General features: G+C 38.1%; 16 protein-coding genes and 2 tRNA genes. 11 read left to right on the top strand and 7 right to left on the bottom strand.

What is annotated here, in order from left to right:
- Window positions 1–185: 185 nt before the first annotated feature.
- On the bottom strand, window positions 186–2,681 hold the full coding sequence (locus NBW36_RS05310) for a DNA gyrase/topoisomerase IV subunit A (RefSeq protein WP_250238244.1): 2,496 nt from the start codon (window positions 2,679–2,681) through the stop codon (window positions 186–188).
- A gap of 181 nt (window positions 2,682–2,862) precedes the next feature.
- Window positions 2,863–3,390, bottom strand: a complete 528-nt coding sequence (ppa, locus tag NBW36_RS05305; protein WP_250238240.1) for an inorganic diphosphatase — start codon at window positions 3,388–3,390, stop codon at window positions 2,863–2,865.
- 426 nt (window positions 3,391–3,816) lie between these two features.
- Here ppa and NBW36_RS05300 point away from each other — a divergent pair, with 426 nt between their 5' ends.
- The 4 genes from NBW36_RS05300 to lipA all read left to right on the top strand — a co-directional run bounded on the left by NBW36_RS05300 (window position 3,817) and on the right by lipA (window position 7,238).
- Window positions 3,817–4,743 carry a deoxyribonuclease IV gene (locus tag NBW36_RS05300; protein WP_250238239.1) on the top strand — a complete coding sequence of 309 codons (927 nt, stop codon included), beginning with the start codon at window positions 3,817–3,819 and terminating at the stop codon, window positions 4,741–4,743.
- Window positions 4,744–4,858: 115 nt separating this feature from the next.
- Window positions 4,859–5,395: a phosphatase PAP2 family protein gene (locus NBW36_RS05295; protein ID WP_250238238.1), complete on the top strand. Its 537-nt coding sequence runs from the start codon at window positions 4,859–4,861 to the stop codon at window positions 5,393–5,395.
- A gap of 204 nt (window positions 5,396–5,599) precedes the next feature.
- Window positions 5,600–6,307, top strand: a complete 708-nt coding sequence (locus NBW36_RS05290) for an IS6 family transposase (protein ID WP_250239180.1) — start codon at window positions 5,600–5,602, stop codon at window positions 6,305–6,307.
- A gap of 67 nt (window positions 6,308–6,374) precedes the next feature.
- Window positions 6,375–7,238, top strand: a complete 864-nt coding sequence (lipA, locus tag NBW36_RS05285; RefSeq protein ID WP_250238237.1) for a lipoyl synthase — start codon at window positions 6,375–6,377, stop codon at window positions 7,236–7,238.
- 96 nt (window positions 7,239–7,334) lie between these two features.
- Here lipA and NBW36_RS05280 read toward each other — a convergent pair whose 3' ends face one another.
- Window positions 7,335–8,042 carry an IS6 family transposase gene (locus NBW36_RS05280; protein WP_250239178.1) on the bottom strand — a complete coding sequence of 236 codons (708 nt, stop codon included), beginning with the start codon at window positions 8,040–8,042 and terminating at the stop codon, window positions 7,335–7,337.
- Between the two features lie 300 nt (window positions 8,043–8,342).
- On the opposite strand from NBW36_RS05280, the gene NBW36_RS05275 reads away from it, so the two are divergent.
- The 6 genes from NBW36_RS05275 to NBW36_RS05250 all read left to right on the top strand — a co-directional run bounded on the left by NBW36_RS05275 (window position 8,343) and on the right by NBW36_RS05250 (window position 14,436).
- The gene (locus NBW36_RS05275; protein ID WP_256465617.1) at window positions 8,343–8,627 is read left to right on the top strand and encodes a group II intron maturase-specific domain-containing protein; all 285 of its coding nucleotides are present in this window, start codon (window positions 8,343–8,345) and stop codon (window positions 8,625–8,627) included.
- 529 nt (window positions 8,628–9,156) lie between these two features.
- Window positions 9,157–10,530 (top strand): histidine--tRNA ligase, encoded by a 1,374-nt coding sequence (gene hisS, locus NBW36_RS05270; protein WP_250238236.1) that lies wholly within the window; start codon window positions 9,157–9,159, stop codon window positions 10,528–10,530.
- Between the two features lie 2 nt (window positions 10,531–10,532).
- On the top strand, window positions 10,533–11,369 hold the full coding sequence (locus NBW36_RS05265; RefSeq protein WP_250238235.1) for a metal ABC transporter permease: 837 nt from the start codon (window positions 10,533–10,535) through the stop codon (window positions 11,367–11,369).
- Between the two features lie 139 nt (window positions 11,370–11,508).
- Window positions 11,509–11,808, top strand: a complete 300-nt coding sequence (locus tag NBW36_RS05260; RefSeq protein WP_250238234.1) for a DUF3127 domain-containing protein — start codon at window positions 11,509–11,511, stop codon at window positions 11,806–11,808.
- Between the two features lie 430 nt (window positions 11,809–12,238).
- Window positions 12,239–12,880 (top strand): peroxiredoxin, encoded by a 642-nt coding sequence (locus NBW36_RS05255; RefSeq protein WP_250238233.1) that lies wholly within the window; start codon window positions 12,239–12,241, stop codon window positions 12,878–12,880.
- Window positions 12,881–12,993: 113 nt separating this feature from the next.
- Window positions 12,994–14,436 carry an Npt1/Npt2 family nucleotide transporter gene (locus NBW36_RS05250; RefSeq protein WP_250238231.1) on the top strand — a complete coding sequence of 481 codons (1,443 nt, stop codon included), beginning with the start codon at window positions 12,994–12,996 and terminating at the stop codon, window positions 14,434–14,436.
- A 273-nt stretch (window positions 14,437–14,709) separates the two neighbouring features.
- Here the strand turns inward: NBW36_RS05250 and NBW36_RS05245 are convergent, their stop codons facing one another.
- From NBW36_RS05245 to mutS, 4 genes are all read right to left on the bottom strand, one after another.
- Complete coding sequence (locus tag NBW36_RS05245; RefSeq protein ID WP_250238229.1) at window positions 14,710–14,994, bottom strand: SemiSWEET family sugar transporter; 285 nt, start codon at window positions 14,992–14,994, stop codon at window positions 14,710–14,712.
- A 30-nt stretch (window positions 14,995–15,024) separates the two neighbouring features.
- Window positions 15,025–15,107, bottom strand: a tRNA-Leu gene (locus NBW36_RS05240).
- Between the two features lie 107 nt (window positions 15,108–15,214).
- Window positions 15,215–15,287 (bottom strand) — tRNA-Gly (locus NBW36_RS05235).
- Window positions 15,288–15,358: 71 nt separating this feature from the next.
- Window positions 15,359–17,932 carry a DNA mismatch repair protein MutS gene (mutS, locus tag NBW36_RS05230; RefSeq protein ID WP_439099471.1) on the bottom strand — a complete coding sequence of 858 codons (2,574 nt, stop codon included), beginning with the start codon at window positions 17,930–17,932 and terminating at the stop codon, window positions 15,359–15,361.
- A 264-nt stretch (window positions 17,933–18,196) separates the two neighbouring features.
- Here mutS and NBW36_RS05225 point away from each other — a divergent pair, with 264 nt between their 5' ends.
- On the top strand, window positions 18,197–19,345 hold the full coding sequence (locus tag NBW36_RS05225) for an ankyrin repeat domain-containing protein (protein ID WP_250238225.1): 1,149 nt from the start codon (window positions 18,197–18,199) through the stop codon (window positions 19,343–19,345).
- The last annotated feature ends 54 nt before the right edge of the window (window positions 19,346–19,399 follow it).

Raw genomic sequence — 19,399 nt, 5'->3', positions numbered from 1 at the left:
GCGACAGAACCACTCAGGTTATTAAGTTATTAATATTTAACGTAAACACCTAAGCACATAGGACATTTTTCTTTTCAAAATAGCGTGAGAAACGTTGTGTTTACATTAGATACTAGGCTAGATAGCGATTTCTATATCAATATCAAAACTGAGTTGGCTTAAACCACATTTACTGAATATACAAATCACTCATTCCATAAATCTACTGCTGTAATCTTATATTTAGAAAGCAAGGCTCCCTTTGCTCTAATGGTTTTAACAGCAACTTTTTCTAAATCATAGATAATCGATCGTTTGTCATTACCAGTAGCATCTACTAAATAGTGCAATTGTAATTTAGGCGTTTCAGAAGACGTAACCAATTTTAAAATGCAACCATGTGGTTCTGAAAGAAATAGATTATATTTTTTATCTAAAACCCCCATCTCTACCATAAAACGTTTTACAAAATAGTTTTGCTGTAGATTGTTGTAATAGACAACCGAAAGCAGATGGGTATTTCTTAATGGCTCTATAAGGGCAATGCGATCAGGGATTGGTTGAAAGGAGAAAGTAGTTACCAGATAGTACCCCTCCTTAAAGACCAAAAGGATTTTATCCGTTGGACCCAAAACGCCTAGTAATTTTCCTTTTCCACGAGGCGCTATTTGACCTGTAGACGCATCATACCAGAGCTCCACTTTAGCTAGTGTAGAACCGTCTTTTCCTTTTTGTTGCACCTTATAAATGGCATGCTTAGTCAGGATATTGCCTCTGGTAGCACGTCCTTTTATGGATAAATCAGCAAAATTAAATTCAAATTTCTTTTTAGTCGTCCTACTGATAGGAGAAAGTAAAATGGTAACAGTTTCTGTCGCTCCATTGGGCTCTGCACTTAAATAAACTACTCTAGAGCCGGGTGTGCCTAAGGTTAAATCATAGGTTTTATCACGTGTAATCGCCAATACTTGAAACCGTTTGACAAAGGAAATACCAGTAGCACCATCTACATAAATTACATTATAATAACGTTTAGTATCTTTTTTATCATAAACAGAAACATATATAATGTCTTTTCCTACAAAGAGCTTATCTGCTATTTTAGTAATGACATATTTGCCATCTTTTCTTATTACAATGATATCATCTATATCTGAGCAAGCCTGGACAAATTCTTCTCCTTTAAGCCTGTAACCTATAAAACCTTGTTTACGATTTACATAAAGCTTATAATGTTTTACCATTACATCATGTAGCGGAATAGGATCAAAGCTGGTTAAAATGGTTTTTCTTTCTCGGCCCTTTCCATATTTTTGAAGCAGGCCGCTATACCAGGCTATGGTGTAATCCTTTAGGTGCTGTAAATGATGTATGGTAGTAGCTAAATGGGTTTGAAGTTGGGTTAATGTTTCCTGCGCACGGAGGCTATCATATTGTGAGATGCGTTTGATCTTAATCTCTGTTAAACGGACTAAATCTTCTTCTACAATGGGCCGATAAAAATCATAGGGTTTAAGATGGTCTGCTATGGTCATCAGTAGCTCCTCCCAGGTTGTACATGCTTCTATCTCCCTATAGATACGGTTTTCAATAAATATTTTTTCCAAACTGGCAAAAAATAATTTTTCTTTTAATGCCTGCTGTTCTAAAAGCAACTCTTGTTCCAACAAATCGGTCGTACGGGCTACCGCATAGGCCAAGAGCTCATGAACCGTTACAAAAACAGGTTTTTCATCCTGAATCACACAAGCATTAGGCGCATAACTTCCTTCACAATCTGTGAAAAGATAGAGTGCATCTATAACGGTTTCTGCTGGTTGACCAGAGAGCAAGTGCACAAGGATTTCAATATCCTCTGCCGTGTTATCCACCACATTTTTAATTTTTATTTTCCCTTTTTCATGTGCCTTTAGGATAGAATCAATTAAACTAGTAGTAGTAGCCGCGTAAGGTATTTCGGTTATAGCCAATGTTTGCTTCTCTCGGGCTACTATACGGGCACGTACCCGCACCTTCCCTCCCCTTTTTCCCTCATTATAATGGGTACAATCTGCTAATCCACCTGTGGCAAAATCTGGAAATAAGCTAACAGGTTTACCCTTAAGCAGATCTATAGCGGCTTCTACCAGTTCTATAAAATTATGGGGTAAAATTTTAGTCGCCAGTCCTACCGCAATGCCCTCTACACCTTGGGCAAGCAATAGCGGAAATTTAACCGGTAAGGTACGGGGCTCTTTTTTTCTGCCATCGTAAGAGAGTTGCCAGGTTGTAATCTGTGGACTATACAAAATCTCCTTACTGAATGGAGCTAGACGGGCTTCTATATAGCGGGCAGCAGCCGCACTATCCCCGGTCCGCAAGTCTCCCCAATTCCCCTGCGTATCTATCAACAATTCTTTTTGGCCTATAGCTACAATGGCCTCTGTAATAGATGCATCTCCATGGGGATGGTATTGCATCGTTTGCCCTACAATATTGGCTACTTTATTGTAACGACCATCGTCAATCAGCTGCATGGCATGGAGAATCCGACGCTGCACAGGCTTAAGACCATCTTCTATAGCAGGCACAGCTCGCTCCAAAATTACATAAGAAGCATATTCTAAAAACCACTGTTCATACATTTCCTCCATAGGAGGTAGGTCAGACGCTTTATGATCCGGACCATTAGAGCCGTTTGCAGCGTCGCATGTTTGGTGCATAATTTTCAAGAAAGTAACACTATTATTCGACTGATTAGACCTCTTTGGGAACTCGATTTCTAATGGCAATTTTTTGGTTAAAGTTTGTCTATACTCCTGAAATACATCTGAGTATGATGCGGTGCTCAACTGCTCTTCTCCTAAAAATTGGTCATCACAAATAGGTTTCGAAACAGTTCTATTAGCTTTTAACCCTTTGCGCGGCTTCTGTTAAAAGTTCCATAGCCTTTCCCTTCCCTTCAAATCCCTTTACTTTAACCCATTTTGCCGCATCTAAATCCTTATAGTGACTAAAAAAGTGTATAATACGCCCTTGTAAAAGCGTATTTAATTGTTCAATATGATCAATATGCGCAAATTCAGGCGCTACTTTTTTGATAGGTAGTGCAATAACTTTTTCATCAAAACCAGATTCATCTTCCATCAATAATACGCCAATAGGTCTAGCTTTAATCACCGCACCGGATATAATAGGGTAGGTGGTTACCACCAAGACATCAGCAGGATCCCCATCTCCAGAAGAGGTATGTGGGACAAATCCATAGTTACAAGGATAATACATAGCCGTTGGCATAAATCTATCTACAAATAAAGTACCAGAGGATTTATCCATTTCATACTTTACAGGATCATGATGCATCGGAATTTCAATGATGACATGCAGCTCATTTGGAAAATCATCCCCTAATGATATCTTTTCTATATTCATTCCCTTTCAGATTTAAATACATAATTAGCAATATGCCTATTAGACCTCATCGTCTAATGGGCTAGACAATACATAAATTACAAATTTGCTAGCAATCTAGTAACAAACCTAAGCCAGTGCTTAAATTTTTCCTACTAACGTGAGTTCGGGATTAGATTATTTTTTCATTTGAAAATCAATATTAATAAAAATTTATAAAATTTGTTTTATAGACAGTTAAATAGGTAGTTGAATAAAAAATAATTCTGATAATCAGTTTATTATATATATTATATTTATAAAATTAGATATAAAAACTTGTTAAATAGGTGCAAATATTAACTAAATAATTGATATTAAATTGTTGTAAATCAGTCAAATAAATCCCGAACTCACGTTACTACAACAGATTAGATAGGTTGTGTATAATGGTGTATCTTTATCTTCATGCTTCTAGATATCACTAAACCCACACCCTATATGGTAGAGATAACGACAGAAATAGATGCCACTGTACCATTGATTGGTGCCCATACCTCTACCCAAGGGGGGCTCCACAATGCGTTACTGCATGGTGCAGCAATAGGTGCGACTACTATACAACTTTTTACCAATAATCAACGCCAATGGGTAGGTAAACTACCGAATAAAGTAGCGCTAGAGGGATGGCACCATGCACTAGAGACTACCTCTATGAAACAGGTGATGAGCCATGCGAGTTATCTGATCAACCTTGGTTCTAACAAAGAACCGTTGTTGGCAAAAAGTCGTAACGCTTTTGTGGAAGAAGTAACACGTTGTTTAGCTTTAAAAATCAATTATTTAAACTTTCATCCAGGTGCTGCAACGGGCGATAGCATGGAAGCTTGTTTAGACCGAATTGTGGAAAGTTTATGGGCACTTAAGCCACTTTTCCAACAAGAAACGACTTTACGTTTGCTGGTAGAAACCACCGCAGGTCAAGGCTCTACGGTTGGCCATTCCTTTGAACAGTTGGCCTATATAATCGATCGAGTCAAAGAAGTAGTTCCTATTGGGGTTTGTATCGATACTTGTCATATTTTTGCAGCAGGGTATGACATTCGTACCCTTGATAGATGGGAGGATACATTGACCAAATTTGAATCAATCGTTGGTCTACACCATCTCTATGCCCTACATGTGAATGACTCTATGACGCCACTTGGTTCAAGAAAGGACCGACATGCTAACTTAGGCAATGGGGAAATAGGGATGGCTTGTTTTCAAACCATCATGCAGCATCCAAAACTTCGGATGATTCCTAAATATTTAGAAACACCCAATGGTGCAACCATGTGGACAAAAGAAATACAACGCTTGCAAAGTTTTTATTTGCAGCCGGATGTAATATAAATACTTTATTACTGCCTAGGTGGCGGAATTGGCAGATGGGCTGGTCGCAAAGGCCAATGATAGTGACATCGTGCCGGTTCAATCCCGGACCTGGGTACTTTGCATATTGTCGATGATGCTTACACCTATCAAAGCGTTAGACCAGGCATTATTTTTTATATTAAATAACGTTTCTCATCCATCTATGGACCTACTTTTTAAGTGGATCACCTGTACAACTTTTTGGATCCCGTTGTATCTTTTTTTATTTTTTTTCATCAAAACAAATCTAGGGTGGCGGGGCCTCTTATCATTGAGCCTAGCCATTCTTATTGCTGACCAATCTACTTCTTCTTTATTGAAGCCTTTTTTTGCAAGGTATCGTCCATGTTATGCACCCAACTTACCACCTATTCACTTAGTGGGAGCACATATAGGCCTGTATGGATTTCCTTCATCTCACGCAAGCAATACTTTTGCATTTGCAATATTTTTCTGGAAATCTTTAAGAAAAAGGTATAAATATACCTATTTATTCTTTCCATGGGCTACGCTTATCTCTTACGGAAGAATCTATGGAGGCATGCATTACCCTTTGGATGTGATTTGTGGTGCATTATTGGGCATAGCAATAGGCTTATTGTCTGCTACCATACTGTCTGGGGATAGATAACTTCAATTTGCGATATAACCTGAGTTCGGGATTAGCTTGTTAAAAAATAGCTTTAAAAAGCTCCTTTGTGTTTTAAATTTGGAGATAAAAAAATACTAACCAGATTATCCAAAGGAGCCAGTTATGAATGTAGAAAAATTGGTTCTGTCGCGTTTATTCTAAAAAATGATTATTTTAGTATCGGTATTTAAAAAAGTAGTTATTATGTTTAATATTTCTCCCGAGTTATTACCATATTTTAAAGGTTATTGTTCTTCATCAGAAGTCATCCTGTTATTTGTATACATGAAGTGTCGTTTTTCCTTGAGCTATAGAGATTTGGAAGAGATGATGCGTATGAGAGGCGCAAGAGTTGATCATTCTACGCTACAGAGATGGGTTATTAAGTTTGTTCCTCTGATAGATAAAGCAGTAAGAAAAAGAAAACGACCAGTTGGTAGTAGTTGGAGAATGGATGAAACCTATGTTAAACTAAACGGGAAGTGGATCTATTTATATAGAGCAGTAGATCGTTATGGTGATACAGTTGACTTTTTTCTATCTGATCATAGAGACAAGTCTTCAACGCTTTCTTTTTTTCGCAAGGCGATCACAGAAAATAATATTCCTAAGAAAGTAGTAATTGACAAAAGCGGTAGTAATAAAGCTGCCCTTGATGCGATCAATACAGATCTTGATCAAGATCATACCATTCAAATATTGCAAAACAAATATTTGAATAATAGAGTTGAACAAGATCATAGGTTTATCAAAAAACGGATAAAACCTATGCTGGGTTTTAAGAATTTTTATTCTGCTTCCATTACTATTTCAGGGATAGAAAACATTCGTATGATTCAAAAAGGACAAGTAAGAGGAGTTAAAAATCATCTTTCTACTTTTGAGAACTTTGCTATCTTAATGGCCGCATAATATCCAAAATTTGACTTAAACGAAAAACCTATACTAAGAAAACTATAGACGCGACAGAACCATTGTCATGAAACAAAAAACCTCACCGACTACAACTACTCAACGTCCAGATTGGTTGCGGGTTAAATTACCGATAGGTAAGCACTATATCACTGTACGTGATATAGTAGATCAACACAAGCTACACACCATTTGCACCAGTGGTAACTGTCCCAATATGGGTGAATGTTGGGGAGTAGGTACGGCTACTTTTATGATATTGGGTAATATTTGCACGCGAAGTTGTGGCTTTTGTGCGGTAGCTACTGGCAGACCTACTGTTTATGATAAGGAAGAACCGAAACGAGTTGCACAAGCGATTCATCTAATGGGGGTTAAACATGCGGTTATTACTTCGGTAAATAGAGACGAACTAAAGGACTGTGGCGCAGAAATTTGGTATCAAACCGTTAAGGAGGTCAAGGCCTTGAATCCCTCGATCACTATAGAAACCTTAATTCCAGATGTTAAGGCGATTTGGTGGGCACTAGAGCGGATGATTAGTTCGGGTCAAGAGGTTGTCTCTCACAATATGGAAACTGTAGAAAGACTGTATAAAACAGTCCGTCCACAGGCTAAGTATGCACGCAGCTTAGAGCAACTTAGACGAATTAAAGCATATGGCAAACGATCTAAATCGGGTATTATGCTCGGATTAGGCGAAACAGATGCGGAGGTCTATCAAGTTATGGATGACCTTCTGGAGAATGGTTTGGATGTTTTAACGCTAGGTCAATATCTACAACCTACTAAGCAACATCTTGAAGTGGCTACTTTCGTACATCCAGATAAATTTGCGCATTTTAAAAATGAGGCGCTCAAGCGTGGCTTTTCTTATGTGGAGTCAGGTCCACTTGTACGTTCCTCTTACCATGCAGAACGGCATATTTAAAATGCTAAAGTCCTAAACTATACGTCTGGCATTAGGGTTCTGTCGCGTCTATAGTTTTCTTAGTATAGGTTTTTCGTTTAAGTCAAATTTTGGATATTATGCGGCCATTAAGATAGCAAAGTTCTCAAAAGTAGAAAGATGATTTTTAGCTCCTCTTACTTGTCCTTTTTGAATCATACGAATGTTTTCTATCCCTGAAATAGTAATGGAAGCAGAATAAAAATTCTTAAAACCCAGCATAGGTTTTATCCGTTTTTTGATAAACCTATGATCTTGTTCAACTCTATTATTCAAATATTTGTTTTGCAATATTTGAATGGTATGATCTTGATCAAGATCTGTATTGATCGCATCAAGGGCAGCTTTATTACTACCGCTTTTGTCAATTACTACTTTCTTAGGAATATTATTTTCTGTGATCGCCTTTCGAAAAAAAGAAAGCGTTGAAGACTTGTCTCTATGCTCAGATAGAAAAAAGTCAACTGTATCACCATAACGATCTACTGCTCTATATAAATAGATCCACTTCCCGTTTAGTTTAACATAGGTTTCATCCATTCTCCAACTACTACCAACTGGTCGTTTTCTTTTTCTTACTGCTTTATCTATCAGAGGAACAAACTTAATAACCCATCTCTGTAGCGTAGAATGATCAACTTTTGCGCCTCTCATACGCATCATCTCTTCCAAATCTCTATAGCTCAAGGAAAAACGACACTTCATGTATACAAATAACAGGATGACTTCTGATGAAGAACAATAACCTTTAAAATATGGTAATAACTCGGGAGAAATATTAAACATAATAACTACTTTTTTAAATACCGATACTAAAATAATCATTTTTTAGAATAAACGCGACAGAACCGTTTTACTCGTTACTCCCTATTTGGACGATAATTCAACTAGTGTTCAATCTTCTTTTAGTAAAGCGAATACTATTTTAGTCTTTTCTTCCGAACTAAAATTTCTAATCTTATTTCTGACCATTAGATAGCTCTATTTTAATATCATTAAACTAAAATATACAGAAACAAATTATCATCTTTTTTGTCCGAATTTTTCAGTCCAGTATAATAGACGCGACAGAACCGACTAAAATACCTGACTTGTAGAAAAGCACCAATCAAACCTCAAGCATTCATCGAGCAAATAAAACCAGTAGTGTTAGGATGGGTTAACTATTTTAAACATATGAATTCCAGTGAAGCTTTTGTTAGATTGCAGGACTTTATTAATAACCGATTTCGCAGATACTTAACCCATAGAAGAAAAGGCCGTGGGTGTGGGTGGCAAAGCTATCCCAATAGCAAACTCTATACAATGGGGATGTTGTACATTGGTAGTGGAATGATTAAGTATCCTGAGAAAGTTGTGCAAGGTTTATGAAGAAGACTGTCGGACCGCCGTATTCGGGAAAACTGAACGTACCTTGGGATGAGAAGGGAATGGGTAAACAATGAACGTGAGTTCAGGATTTATTTGACTGATTTACAACAATTTAATATCAATTATTTAGTTAATATTTGCACCTATTTAACAAGTTTTTATATCTAATTTTATAAATATAATATATATAATAAACTGATTATCAGAATTATTTGTTATTCAACTACCTATTTAACTGTCTATAAAACAAATTTTATAAATTTTTATTAATATTGATTATCAAATGAAAAAATAATATAATCCCGAACTCACGTTTAAAAGAAAAGACGTTACTAACGAAAATATAGACGCGACAGAACCAAGTTTATCATAATTTTATGTTATGGCAAAATCATTGTAGGGGTATTTCGTTTAAATGGCCCGCCCATCAATGGTTGATCAACTATTGTGAATCATCCAATGATCCTGTAAATTAGCAGCTGTTGTAGGTCCAAATGGAAACCTATCTTTCACCCATTCGCAAAAGTAGATGGCCCTATTACCCAGTCTTGTAAAAGGTATGCGCGACTACAGCACCCTGCAGGTCTACCGGCGCAATTATATGTTTTCCATTATACAATCTATCTATGCACGCTATGGTTTTGAGCCACTGGAGACCCCTGCACTGGAACAGCGTGCTACCCTTACAGAAAAATATGGCCAGGAAGGAGAGCAATTGATGTTTAACGTACTTAAATCTGGTAACTTCCTAGAAGGAATGGAGTCAGGTATAAACGCCATAGATTACAAAAAACTGAAACCGCTGATCAGTGACAAAGGGCTGCGCTATGATTTAACCGTGCCCTTAATGCGGTATATTGTAGCGAACCAACATCAAATATGCTTCCCATTTAGACGCTACCAAATGCAACCCGTATGGCGGGCAGACAGGCCTCAAAGAGGTCGCTATAGAGAGTTTTTACAGTGTGATGCGGATATTATTGGAAGTAGCGCTTTATTATGTGAAGCGGAAATTTTAAAATTAATTTATGACGTATCTACCGAGTTGCAGATACGAGATTTCTGCATCAAAATCAACCATAGAGGAATACTATCCGCTATTGCTGACCCTGAAAAAGAAAAGGTATTTTGTACCATTGTAGATAAATTAGAGAAAATGGGTCTTGAAAAAGTTATGACTGCCTTACAAGCAGCAGACTTTAGCAGCCAAACCATTGCATCACTGGCTCTATTGCAAAACTTTAAAGGGAACAATAGTGAACTTTTGATGCAATTACAAGCAGCTATTGGTCACACAGATCAAGGATCCAAGGCAATAGAAGCCTTGACAGGCATACTCACACAAGCCCATGGTCTTGGTTTACCAGATGGCATATGTTGTATTGAACCAACCTTAGCACGAGGCTTGGCCTATTACACCGGGCTCATTATGGAATTAACCGTAGCCCATACACCTATAGGAAGCCTAGGTGGAGGGGGCAGGTATGAACATCTTGGAGATCTATTCGGGACAACTGGATTGGTTGGCGTAGGATTTTCTTTTGGGATAGATAGGCTGTACGACCTTATGGAGACGCAAAATCGCTTTGAATCTATTACCACCTACACAACAGAGGTATTGTTAACCAACATCGAAGCAAAAGTAGAAATGCAACTGCTTCATCTATTAAATCAGTTGCGTGTAGATGGATTTAAGGCAGAACTATACCCTGATCAGGTAAAAATCAAAAAACAATTAAGCTATGCCCATAAAAAAAATATCCCTTTTGTGATTATACTAGGAGCAACAGAATGTGCTATGAACCATTACACACTAAAAAATATGCAAACAGGCGCACAAAATAGTTATAGTTGGTCTGATCTCTGTGGCCTATTAAGGGCAGCCTTAGTCGCAAGATCTTAGCTATGGATGTACTCTGGACCATTATTATTGCTGCACTCGCCAGTATAAATTGTGCCTTAGTAGGTACCTATTTGGTATTGCGGAAAATAGCCATGATGGGAGATGCCATTGCGCATTCTACACTACCAGGCATTGTATTGGCCCTCCTGATCACTGGATCTAAAAATTCCCCTGTACTCATCGCTGGAGCGGGTATAACAGGCCTATTGGTCACCTTCCTAATCGCATTTTTAGAAAAAAAAATAAGCATACAAGCAGATGCGGCCATAGGGATCAATTTCACCTTTCTCTTCGCTTTAGGGGTCATTTTAATCTCTTTTTTTAGCAGAAAAATAGACTTAGACCCCGAATGCAGTTTATATGGGGAATTGGCAACTGTTCCATTAGATTTGTGGCGTACAGCTAGTGGCATCAACCTAGGACCCAAAGCATTTTACATTTTATTAACCGCTTTAAGCGTCAATGTAACCTTTTTGATCATGGGCTATAAACAGCTATTTGTAAGCACCTTTGATCCACAATTTGCCCAAAGCATTGGCGTGCACACGACCCGTTGGCACTATTGCTTAATGGCCATAACCTCATTGACAACCGTTTCTGCATTTGAAGTAGCAGGAGCGATTTTAGTGGTGGCCCTTTTAATTGTTCCAGCTGCAAGCATCTATTTGGTTACAAAATGTCTTAAACGTTTGTTATTTTACAATATACTCTTTGCTATATTAACGTCTATTAGCGGATATTATATCAGTTTCTGGTTGAATAGCTCTATGGCGGCTACAATGGTTACCATAGCAGGGCTATTATTCTTAGTTGCTTTTGTATTTTCCAAAAATAATTAAGATAATCACTAGTAGACTGCATAAAGAAGCGATCTGGATCATCCAGTCTGTTTGAGAGACGTATCATTTTTATTTCACTAAACCCATACATACCATGCATATAACTGGAAGATTATTTGAAATTAGTCCGCCACAGCAAGTGTCTGAATCATTTAAAAAAAGAAATTTTGTGGTAGAATATGTAGAGAATCCACAATATCCAGAATACATCTCCTTTGAGTTGATTCAGGACAAATGTGATCTACTAGATGGATTCATGGAGCAAGAAGAGATAACCGTTCATTTCAATCTACGGGGTAGAAAATGGACCAATCCAGAAGGAGTCGTAAAATACTTTAATGCGTTGCAAGCATGGCGTTTAGAAAAAGGCAATAAATTAAACGAATCACCTCCATCCAATCCATCTCCTGCCGATGTAGAAGATGATTTACCGTTTTAAACATAAGACGTTTTGATCTTACTTTTTGACGGATTAAAAGGAAGTGCTATGCTACTTTTTGCTGGATCAAAAAACAAGCAAAAAATCAAGCGCTGTGCAAAAAGCTGTTGTAAGTTTACGCTGAAAGCTGGGAAATCAGCAGCCGCCTCGCGGCCCCATTAAACTGATTTTCTGCTCAGCTTTCAGCGTAGACCTGCCAGTTGCAATTTTCTACAATGCAGGGTCTTTTTGATAGGAATGGCTATTAGATGCCTAGAGTAGGATATGGTAAACCAATCTTTATTTCTTAATTTAAAGGTATGGTACTATTAGGATTTATTAAAAAAAGTATAAATTTGCAGTGTAAGGCTTAGCCTCATCTAAGCTTCTAAAAATGATAAGGTTAGAAGCATAGACGGCGCATTTTATTTTTTAATTATTCGTATATACCGTGCATTTATTAGGAACAAAGGCCCCTATTTTTAAGGCGCCTGCTGTCGTAGATGGTGGAAACGTCACAACTGACTTTTCACTGGAGCAGTTTTTAGGAAAAAAAGAAGTACTCTTTTTCTTTTACCCAAAAGATTTCACTTTTGTTTGTCCCACTGAATTATTGTCCTTCCAACAACATTTACCCCAACTTATAGAACGCAACGTAGCACTGGTAGGTTGCTCTACCGATACAGAAGAAACGCATGTGGCTTGGTTACATACACCCAAAACAAAAGGGGGCATTGCTGGCCTAACCTATCCATTGGTTGCAGATACCAGTAAGGCCATTGCTTCCAACTATGGTGTATTAGGAGGCAACTGGAGCTATAATGAACATAACCAGTTGATTTTCACGGGTATTCCTGTAGCGTATCGTGGAACTTTTTTAATTGATAAAGAAGGTATCATACGTTATATGGCCATTAATGATTTGCCATTAGGTAGAAATATTAATGAAATACTACGCATTATTGATATGTGGCAACATGTCGTCAAATTTGGAGAGGTTTGTCCAGCTAACTGGGCAAAAGGCGATATGGCTATGGAAGCTACCCCTGAGGGCGTATGCAACTACCTAACCCTAAATTCAGAACAACTATGAAAACAGCATGATTAATATTTTCCAAAAGCATTTCATAACACTATAAAGTATATGATTGACCTATCATTTTATTTTATACTTTATATTTTAACTAAATTAAAAACACAATGAGCATGAAAAAAGAATTTGGTGACACACGTGGGATCGTATTTCCCATTCACAAAAGTGAGCTACGTAAATTTTTGCCAATGGCCTTTATATTTATTCTTATATCTTTCTGTTACGCGCTTACACGCTCCCTTAAAGATATGAATCTCATTAAAGAAATAAATGTTACAGCTATTTACTGGTTAAAAGCAGTAGCCATCACGCCTAGTATGATTTTCTTTACCATTCTTTATGGAAAAGTGAGTCGTGCTACAGGAAGGGATGGAAGGTTCAATGCAGTTATGATTTACTTTCTTGCCTTTTTTACCCTTTCATTGGTTTTTTTGCTCCCTAAAAAAGAGTTATTGCAACTAAATAGCCTCTCTAAAATGCTTGAAGCAAAATTTCCAAGCCTTATAGGACTGTGGGGAGCTATTTGCCATTGGCCTATTTCCCTCTTCTATATCCATGCTGAAGCTTGGGGAACTTTTGCATTAAGTGTAGTATTTTGGACCTTTGTAAATGAGATTACTACTGTAAATCAAGCTAAAAGATTTTACAGCTTCTTAAGTATGTTTGCTGCCGTTGGCAGCATCTTGGCTGGACTCATTCTTAAGCTGGATAGTGTGCGTACCAACTTCGATCAGGGTTTACAGTTTGTGATTACAGCGATTATTTTGATTCTAGTAGTGTACAACTACTTTACTTCAGATATAAAAGCGAATCCAGCCTACTATCAGATTGAACAAAAGCCTAAAAAAGCAAAGGTAAAAATGTCTTTTATGGATTCTATAAAGTTCCTAGCTCGCTCTAGGTATTTGACGTTGCTTTCCATATTGGTAATTGGTTACGGATTAGTGATTGCGCTTTTTGAAGCCGTACAAAAAGAGCAAATTAAGCAATATGTAAAGGTTGCTGGGGATGATACCATTTTGGCAAGTATATACTCAGATCAACAAGTTGCAGTAGGGATCATCTCTATTTTAGTAACACTTTTCCTTGCCACACCTATACGAAAAAGAGGATGGCGTTTTGCTGCATCTGCCACACCCGTTACGGCATTGGTGATGACAGCCTTATTTTTCACCTTCCTTCGATTTGGTGATGTTTTGGATAATTTTTTAAAGAGCTTTAATCTCACGGCTTTGCATCTCTCTGTTCAAGTAGGTCTCTACAATGTGGTGTTGATTAAGTCGGTTAAATATGTCCTTTTTGATCCCACCAAAGAAGCGGTGTATATTCCATTAGATGAAGAAACTAAAGTGCGTGGAAAAGCAGCTGTAGATGGGGTAGGTTCTCGTTTGGGAAAGAGTTTAGCATCTGTATTGGTTACAGGTATGGCCACCTTAGTGGGTGGTGGGAATATTGCAAATATTCGTACGCCAATTGTGCTCATGATCATAGCTGTGATTGTGCTTTGGTTAATAGCTGTTCGAACTCTAGCAAAGTTAAAAGCAGCAGCTGAGTAAAAACATGAAGCAGAACTTGCAGATGCACATAAAGTGCAGGTAAGTAAATAAATAGAAGGGTTGTGTATGTTACTTTTTGATCAAACAAAAAGTGTATCCATTCAAGTCAGTGGTAAAAAAGGCATTTATAGCACACTTTTTTCTTGATCAAAAAGTGTGCAAAAAGTCAAGCCCTGTACAAGAAGTTGAGCAACTTTTTACAAGGGGCGCTTTTTTATTTTTTTGCATGGCCGTACCGCTCAATAGATAGGTAAAAAGTAGCATACAAAGTCCTTATGGACGTTCAGCTGAACAGTATTTTCGTTTGAGCCACACCATAATCAAAGAACCAATTGTGAGCAACAAATTGGTTAGCAACAATGGTTTATCAGCGGTCATTGCTCCATAAAGGGTCCAGCTGACCGAAGAAACGGTTAGGTTTAAGAGCATCAACATGGAAACATCATGAACAGATTTGGTTCTATATGACTGTATAATCTGCGGAAGAAGAGAAAGTACTGCTGTAGATGAAGCGATGCATGACACAACATCTAAAAAGGAAATAGCGCAAAAGTCCATCAATACAACAAGCAAAAAGAGTAGAATGTGTACCAGGAGCGGGAATCGAACCCGCATGGCCAAAAGCCACAAGATTTTAAGTCTTGCGTGTATACCAGTTCCACCATCCTGGCAAAGCTGCATGGCTGTGAAGACAGCACACACAAAAATAAGTGCACCATCCGCTCAACTACTAGTAATAGCAAGAAATAGTTGATGGTTTACCCAAATAGATCAGACGAGCGAGAAACGGGACTCGAACCCGCGACCCCGACCTTGGCAAGGTCGTGCTCTACCAACTGAGCTATTCTCGCTTATACACTACATAATAGGTCGAATTTACTTAAAGATTCTTTGTTTTCAAAATAGTTATCCACTTTTGTGGCTAGCTTTTAAAACCTTTAACCATATTTTTGAGGTCATTCAATTTTAACAAGGCTTCTATTGGAGAAAGGGCACTGATATCAATAGCTTCTAAGAGTGCTTTGAGGCCACTTAAGTCCTCATCTGGACCAAAAAGTTTGAGCTGATATTGCCCTTTTGGAAACGCTTCTATCTTTGCATGCATCTTACCGCCTACTTGCGATAGGTGCGCCAATACTTCCCTGGCCCTTTCCAAAATCATAGAGGGCATACCAGCCATTTGAGCAACATGAATGCCAAAGCTATGCGCACTACCTCCAGCCACCAATTTATGGAGAAATAGAATCTTTCGATCTATTTCTTGCACCGCAACATTAAAGTTTTTAACCCTAGGAAGTTCTTTTGCAAGCTCATTCAACTCATGGTAATGGCTAGCAAAAAGGGTTTTAGGCCTATACTGTGGGTGATTGTGCAAATATTCTACCAATGCCCAGGCAATAGAAATGCCATCATAGGTACTGGTACCACGGCCTATCTCATCCATCAATACCAAACTACGGTCACTAAGGTTGTGCATAATACTGGCAGTTTCGACCATTTCCATCATAAAAGTAGATTCTCCTTGGGCCAAGTTATCCGATGCACCTACTCTTGTAAATATTTTATCTACCACCCCAATATGGGCCCAGGCCGCTGGTACAAAAGAACCCATTTGCGCCATTAATACGGTTAGCGCAACCTGACGCAAGAGGGCTGATTTACCAGCCATATTAGGCCCTGTAATCACTATGATTTGCTGTTCTGATGGGTCTAAACAAATATCATTGGGCGTATAGGTTTTGTCTACAGGTAGTCGCTGCTCAATAACAGGATGCCGGTTCCCTTTAAGATGCAGCAGGGTACCCTCATCTATGATAGGCTTGCTATAATGCTGCTCACAGGCCTGTTTGGCAAAGGAAAGATAGCAATCCAATTGTGCGATATGCTTTGCATTTTCTTGAATCTGTGGAATATATGCTACTGCCTCCTCTACCAATGCTTGATAGAGTTGTTGTTCCAACAGCTGCGCCTCTTCCCCTGCATGTAAGATCTTTTCTTCATACTGTTTTAACGTGTCGGTAATATAGCGTTCTACACCAGCTAAGGTTTGTTTGCGAATCCAATCTGGGGGCACTTTGTTTTTATGCGCATTAGGTACTTCAAGGTAATAGCCAAATACGCGGTTATAAGAGACTTTGAGGGAAGGAATATTGGTACGCTTGCTTTCTTTTTGTTGCAGCTGGACTAAATAATCTTTACCCTCGTAAATAATTTTATTTAACACATCCAGCTGATCGTTGACATGCGGCCGAATGAGTCCCCCTTGATGGGTAAGGATAGGCGGATCTTCCTGAAGGGTATGGTGGATACTTTCCACCAAAGAGGGACATCCATGGAGCTGTGCATTCAGTTTTTGTAATAAAGAAGACGAAGTCGCTTGCAGCGTTTTTTGTATGCATTGTACTTGTTCCAATGCCCTTTTTAAGGCCACCATTTCCCGTGGATTCACTCTACCCACCGCTACTTTGGAAATAAGCCGTTCTATATCACCTATTTTTTTCAAATAGCTGACTAATGATGCTGCCCATTCAGCATCTTCTGAAAGGTATTCCACTATAGCCAGCCGTTTTTGAATCGGTACCACCGCCTTAAGCGGAAACAGCAACCATTTTTTAAGCAGTCGTGCCCCCATAGGGGTCACCGTTCTATCTAATATTTCAATCAATGCGGTTCCCCCTACTTGCTGCGGCACCATCAACTCCAAGGCCTTAACAGTAAATGGATCCATCCAAACATACTGGTGTTCTTGTAGTCGGACAATCGAACGAATATGTTTGATTTCTTTATGTTCCGTTTCAGATAAATAGTGTAAAACAACACCAGCTGCTACAATAGCGGCAGGATAGTCTGCGATGCCAAAACCTTTTAAGGAGTGGGTTCCAAAATGGCTATTCAGCAAACCATAGGCATACTCCAACTGAAATACCCACTCATCTAGGGCATAGGTATGAAACAGATTCTGCGTAAAATTATTCCATACATTTTGCTGTTTTTTATTAAAAATAACTTCAGATGGCGCCAAATGATGCAAGACTTTCTGTATGTAATCAGAGGCGCCTTGCGTTACAAAAAATTCCCCTGTAGAAAGATCCAAGAAGGCCATACCCAGTATCCCTTTGTCAAAAAAAATGGATGCTAGGTAATGATTAGCCCTTTTATCTAAAACTGCTTCACTAAAAGAAAGACCAGGCGTAACCAATTCGGTAACCCCCCTCTGTACAATGCCCTTGGCTTGTTTAGGATCCTCTAATTGATCACAAATGGCTACCCGATAGCCTGCTTTTACCAGTTTGGGTAAATAAAGATCCAAAGCATGGTGGGGAAAACCAGCCAGTTCCACACTAGCAGCCGAGCCATTAGATCGCTTCGTAAGCGCAATACCTAAGACTTTACTAGTCTTAACCGCATCTTCTAAAAAAGTTTCGTAAAAATCACCCACTCGAAACAATAACAATGCCCCAGGATATTTTCCCTTAATGGCAAAATACTGCCGCATTAATGGTGTTGGCTCAACTGGTTTTGACATAGGACATAAAATAATAGCATCTAAATATATTAAAAACTTTAACGTTTTGATCCAGATGCAAGCACCCTAAAATCAAATGCGCAACCGCAATCTACCTTACAATTGCAAAATAATTAGATACAATCTAGTTTTTTTAGAATGGATTGCTTATTAATGAAGTAAAGGAAAGTAAGCTTCCCTTGATCTAAAGAGGAAGCAGGGGGGTTATCAAAAAACAATTAAACAAATTTAGATATGAAAGAGGTTAATGTAAATAGTAAAAATAAACGATCTGGCCTATTTGTACAAGGGATTACCGCTTTATCGCTATCACTTGCTTTGCAAGGCAGGGCTTGCCACTCAGGTGGAACATATAATTACACATTAAATCATACAAATGACAACCAATTCTTGAAAGAAATAGAGGATAGAAAAGATATTAGTAAAACAGATGAAACAGGCAAGAACTGGCTATACGTTGCAGTAGAACACAACGATCTTCAAAAAGTGAAAGGCATTGTAGCACGCATTAATAAGGATTTGGAGGACCATGCAAGTCATAGTGATCCTAACTTCCCAAATTCATATAATACCAGTAGCAAAACAACTGCATTGGGTATAGCTATAATAAATGGTTATACAGAAATTGTCAAACTGCTCGCTACATGCCCATACATTGACATCAATAAAGCAACAACAACTTCAAAATCACTTTTCGTAGCCCTATCTAGGGGCAAGAAAAATATAGCTGGGATCTTATTGAAGCATCCCAAGATAAAGATTGGGGAAAAAGACTTACCTTCAGGTGCCTATCCACTACACTTGGCAATTGAAAAAAAGTTTGAAGATATAACTCTATTACTAATTGATAAGCTCCCTGAGGAAGGTTTAAAGGTAAAAAATAAAAAATTAGAGACACCTCTCTACTTAGCAACTAAACATGGTCTTAACACTGTAGTAACACGTCTAGTCAGCAAGCTTACTACCTTAAACGATTTCTATGTGATGGATCAAAAAGGAAAGGGACTACTACATATAGCTGCGCGTGATAATAATCAAAATGCATTTAAGGCATTATTTGAAAAAATATGTAGTTTAAGTAATAAGACAACGGCCATTACTAAACTTTTTGATAAAGATAAAAAAGGGTATACTGTGTTGGCTAGTGCTTATTTACCTAAGCATATTAAACAAAAATGGGTCCACATCCCTAACGAAAACCGCAATATGTTCAAAATTGTCTTATGGGCTGTAAAAGATAATTTGAATAGAAACCAGTGGGCAATTATTACTAATGAAATTAATGTATTAGAAAATAATGGCACAATCAAGAAAGGCTATGCTGATATATTGCGCGGGATAGTAGATTCAATAGCTTCTTCTGGAGGAGCAGCATCTGCATAAATCTAACACAATTTCAATAGATAAAAACAAACACCCACGTTGCTACGTAATGGA

The organism is Cardinium endosymbiont of Oedothorax gibbosus (assembly GCF_936981045.1).
GTDB lineage: Bacteria > Bacteroidota > Bacteroidia > Cytophagales > Amoebophilaceae > Cardinium.
Note: the sequence above shows the minus strand (reverse complement) of the source record. Positions and strands in the feature narration are given on the sequence as shown.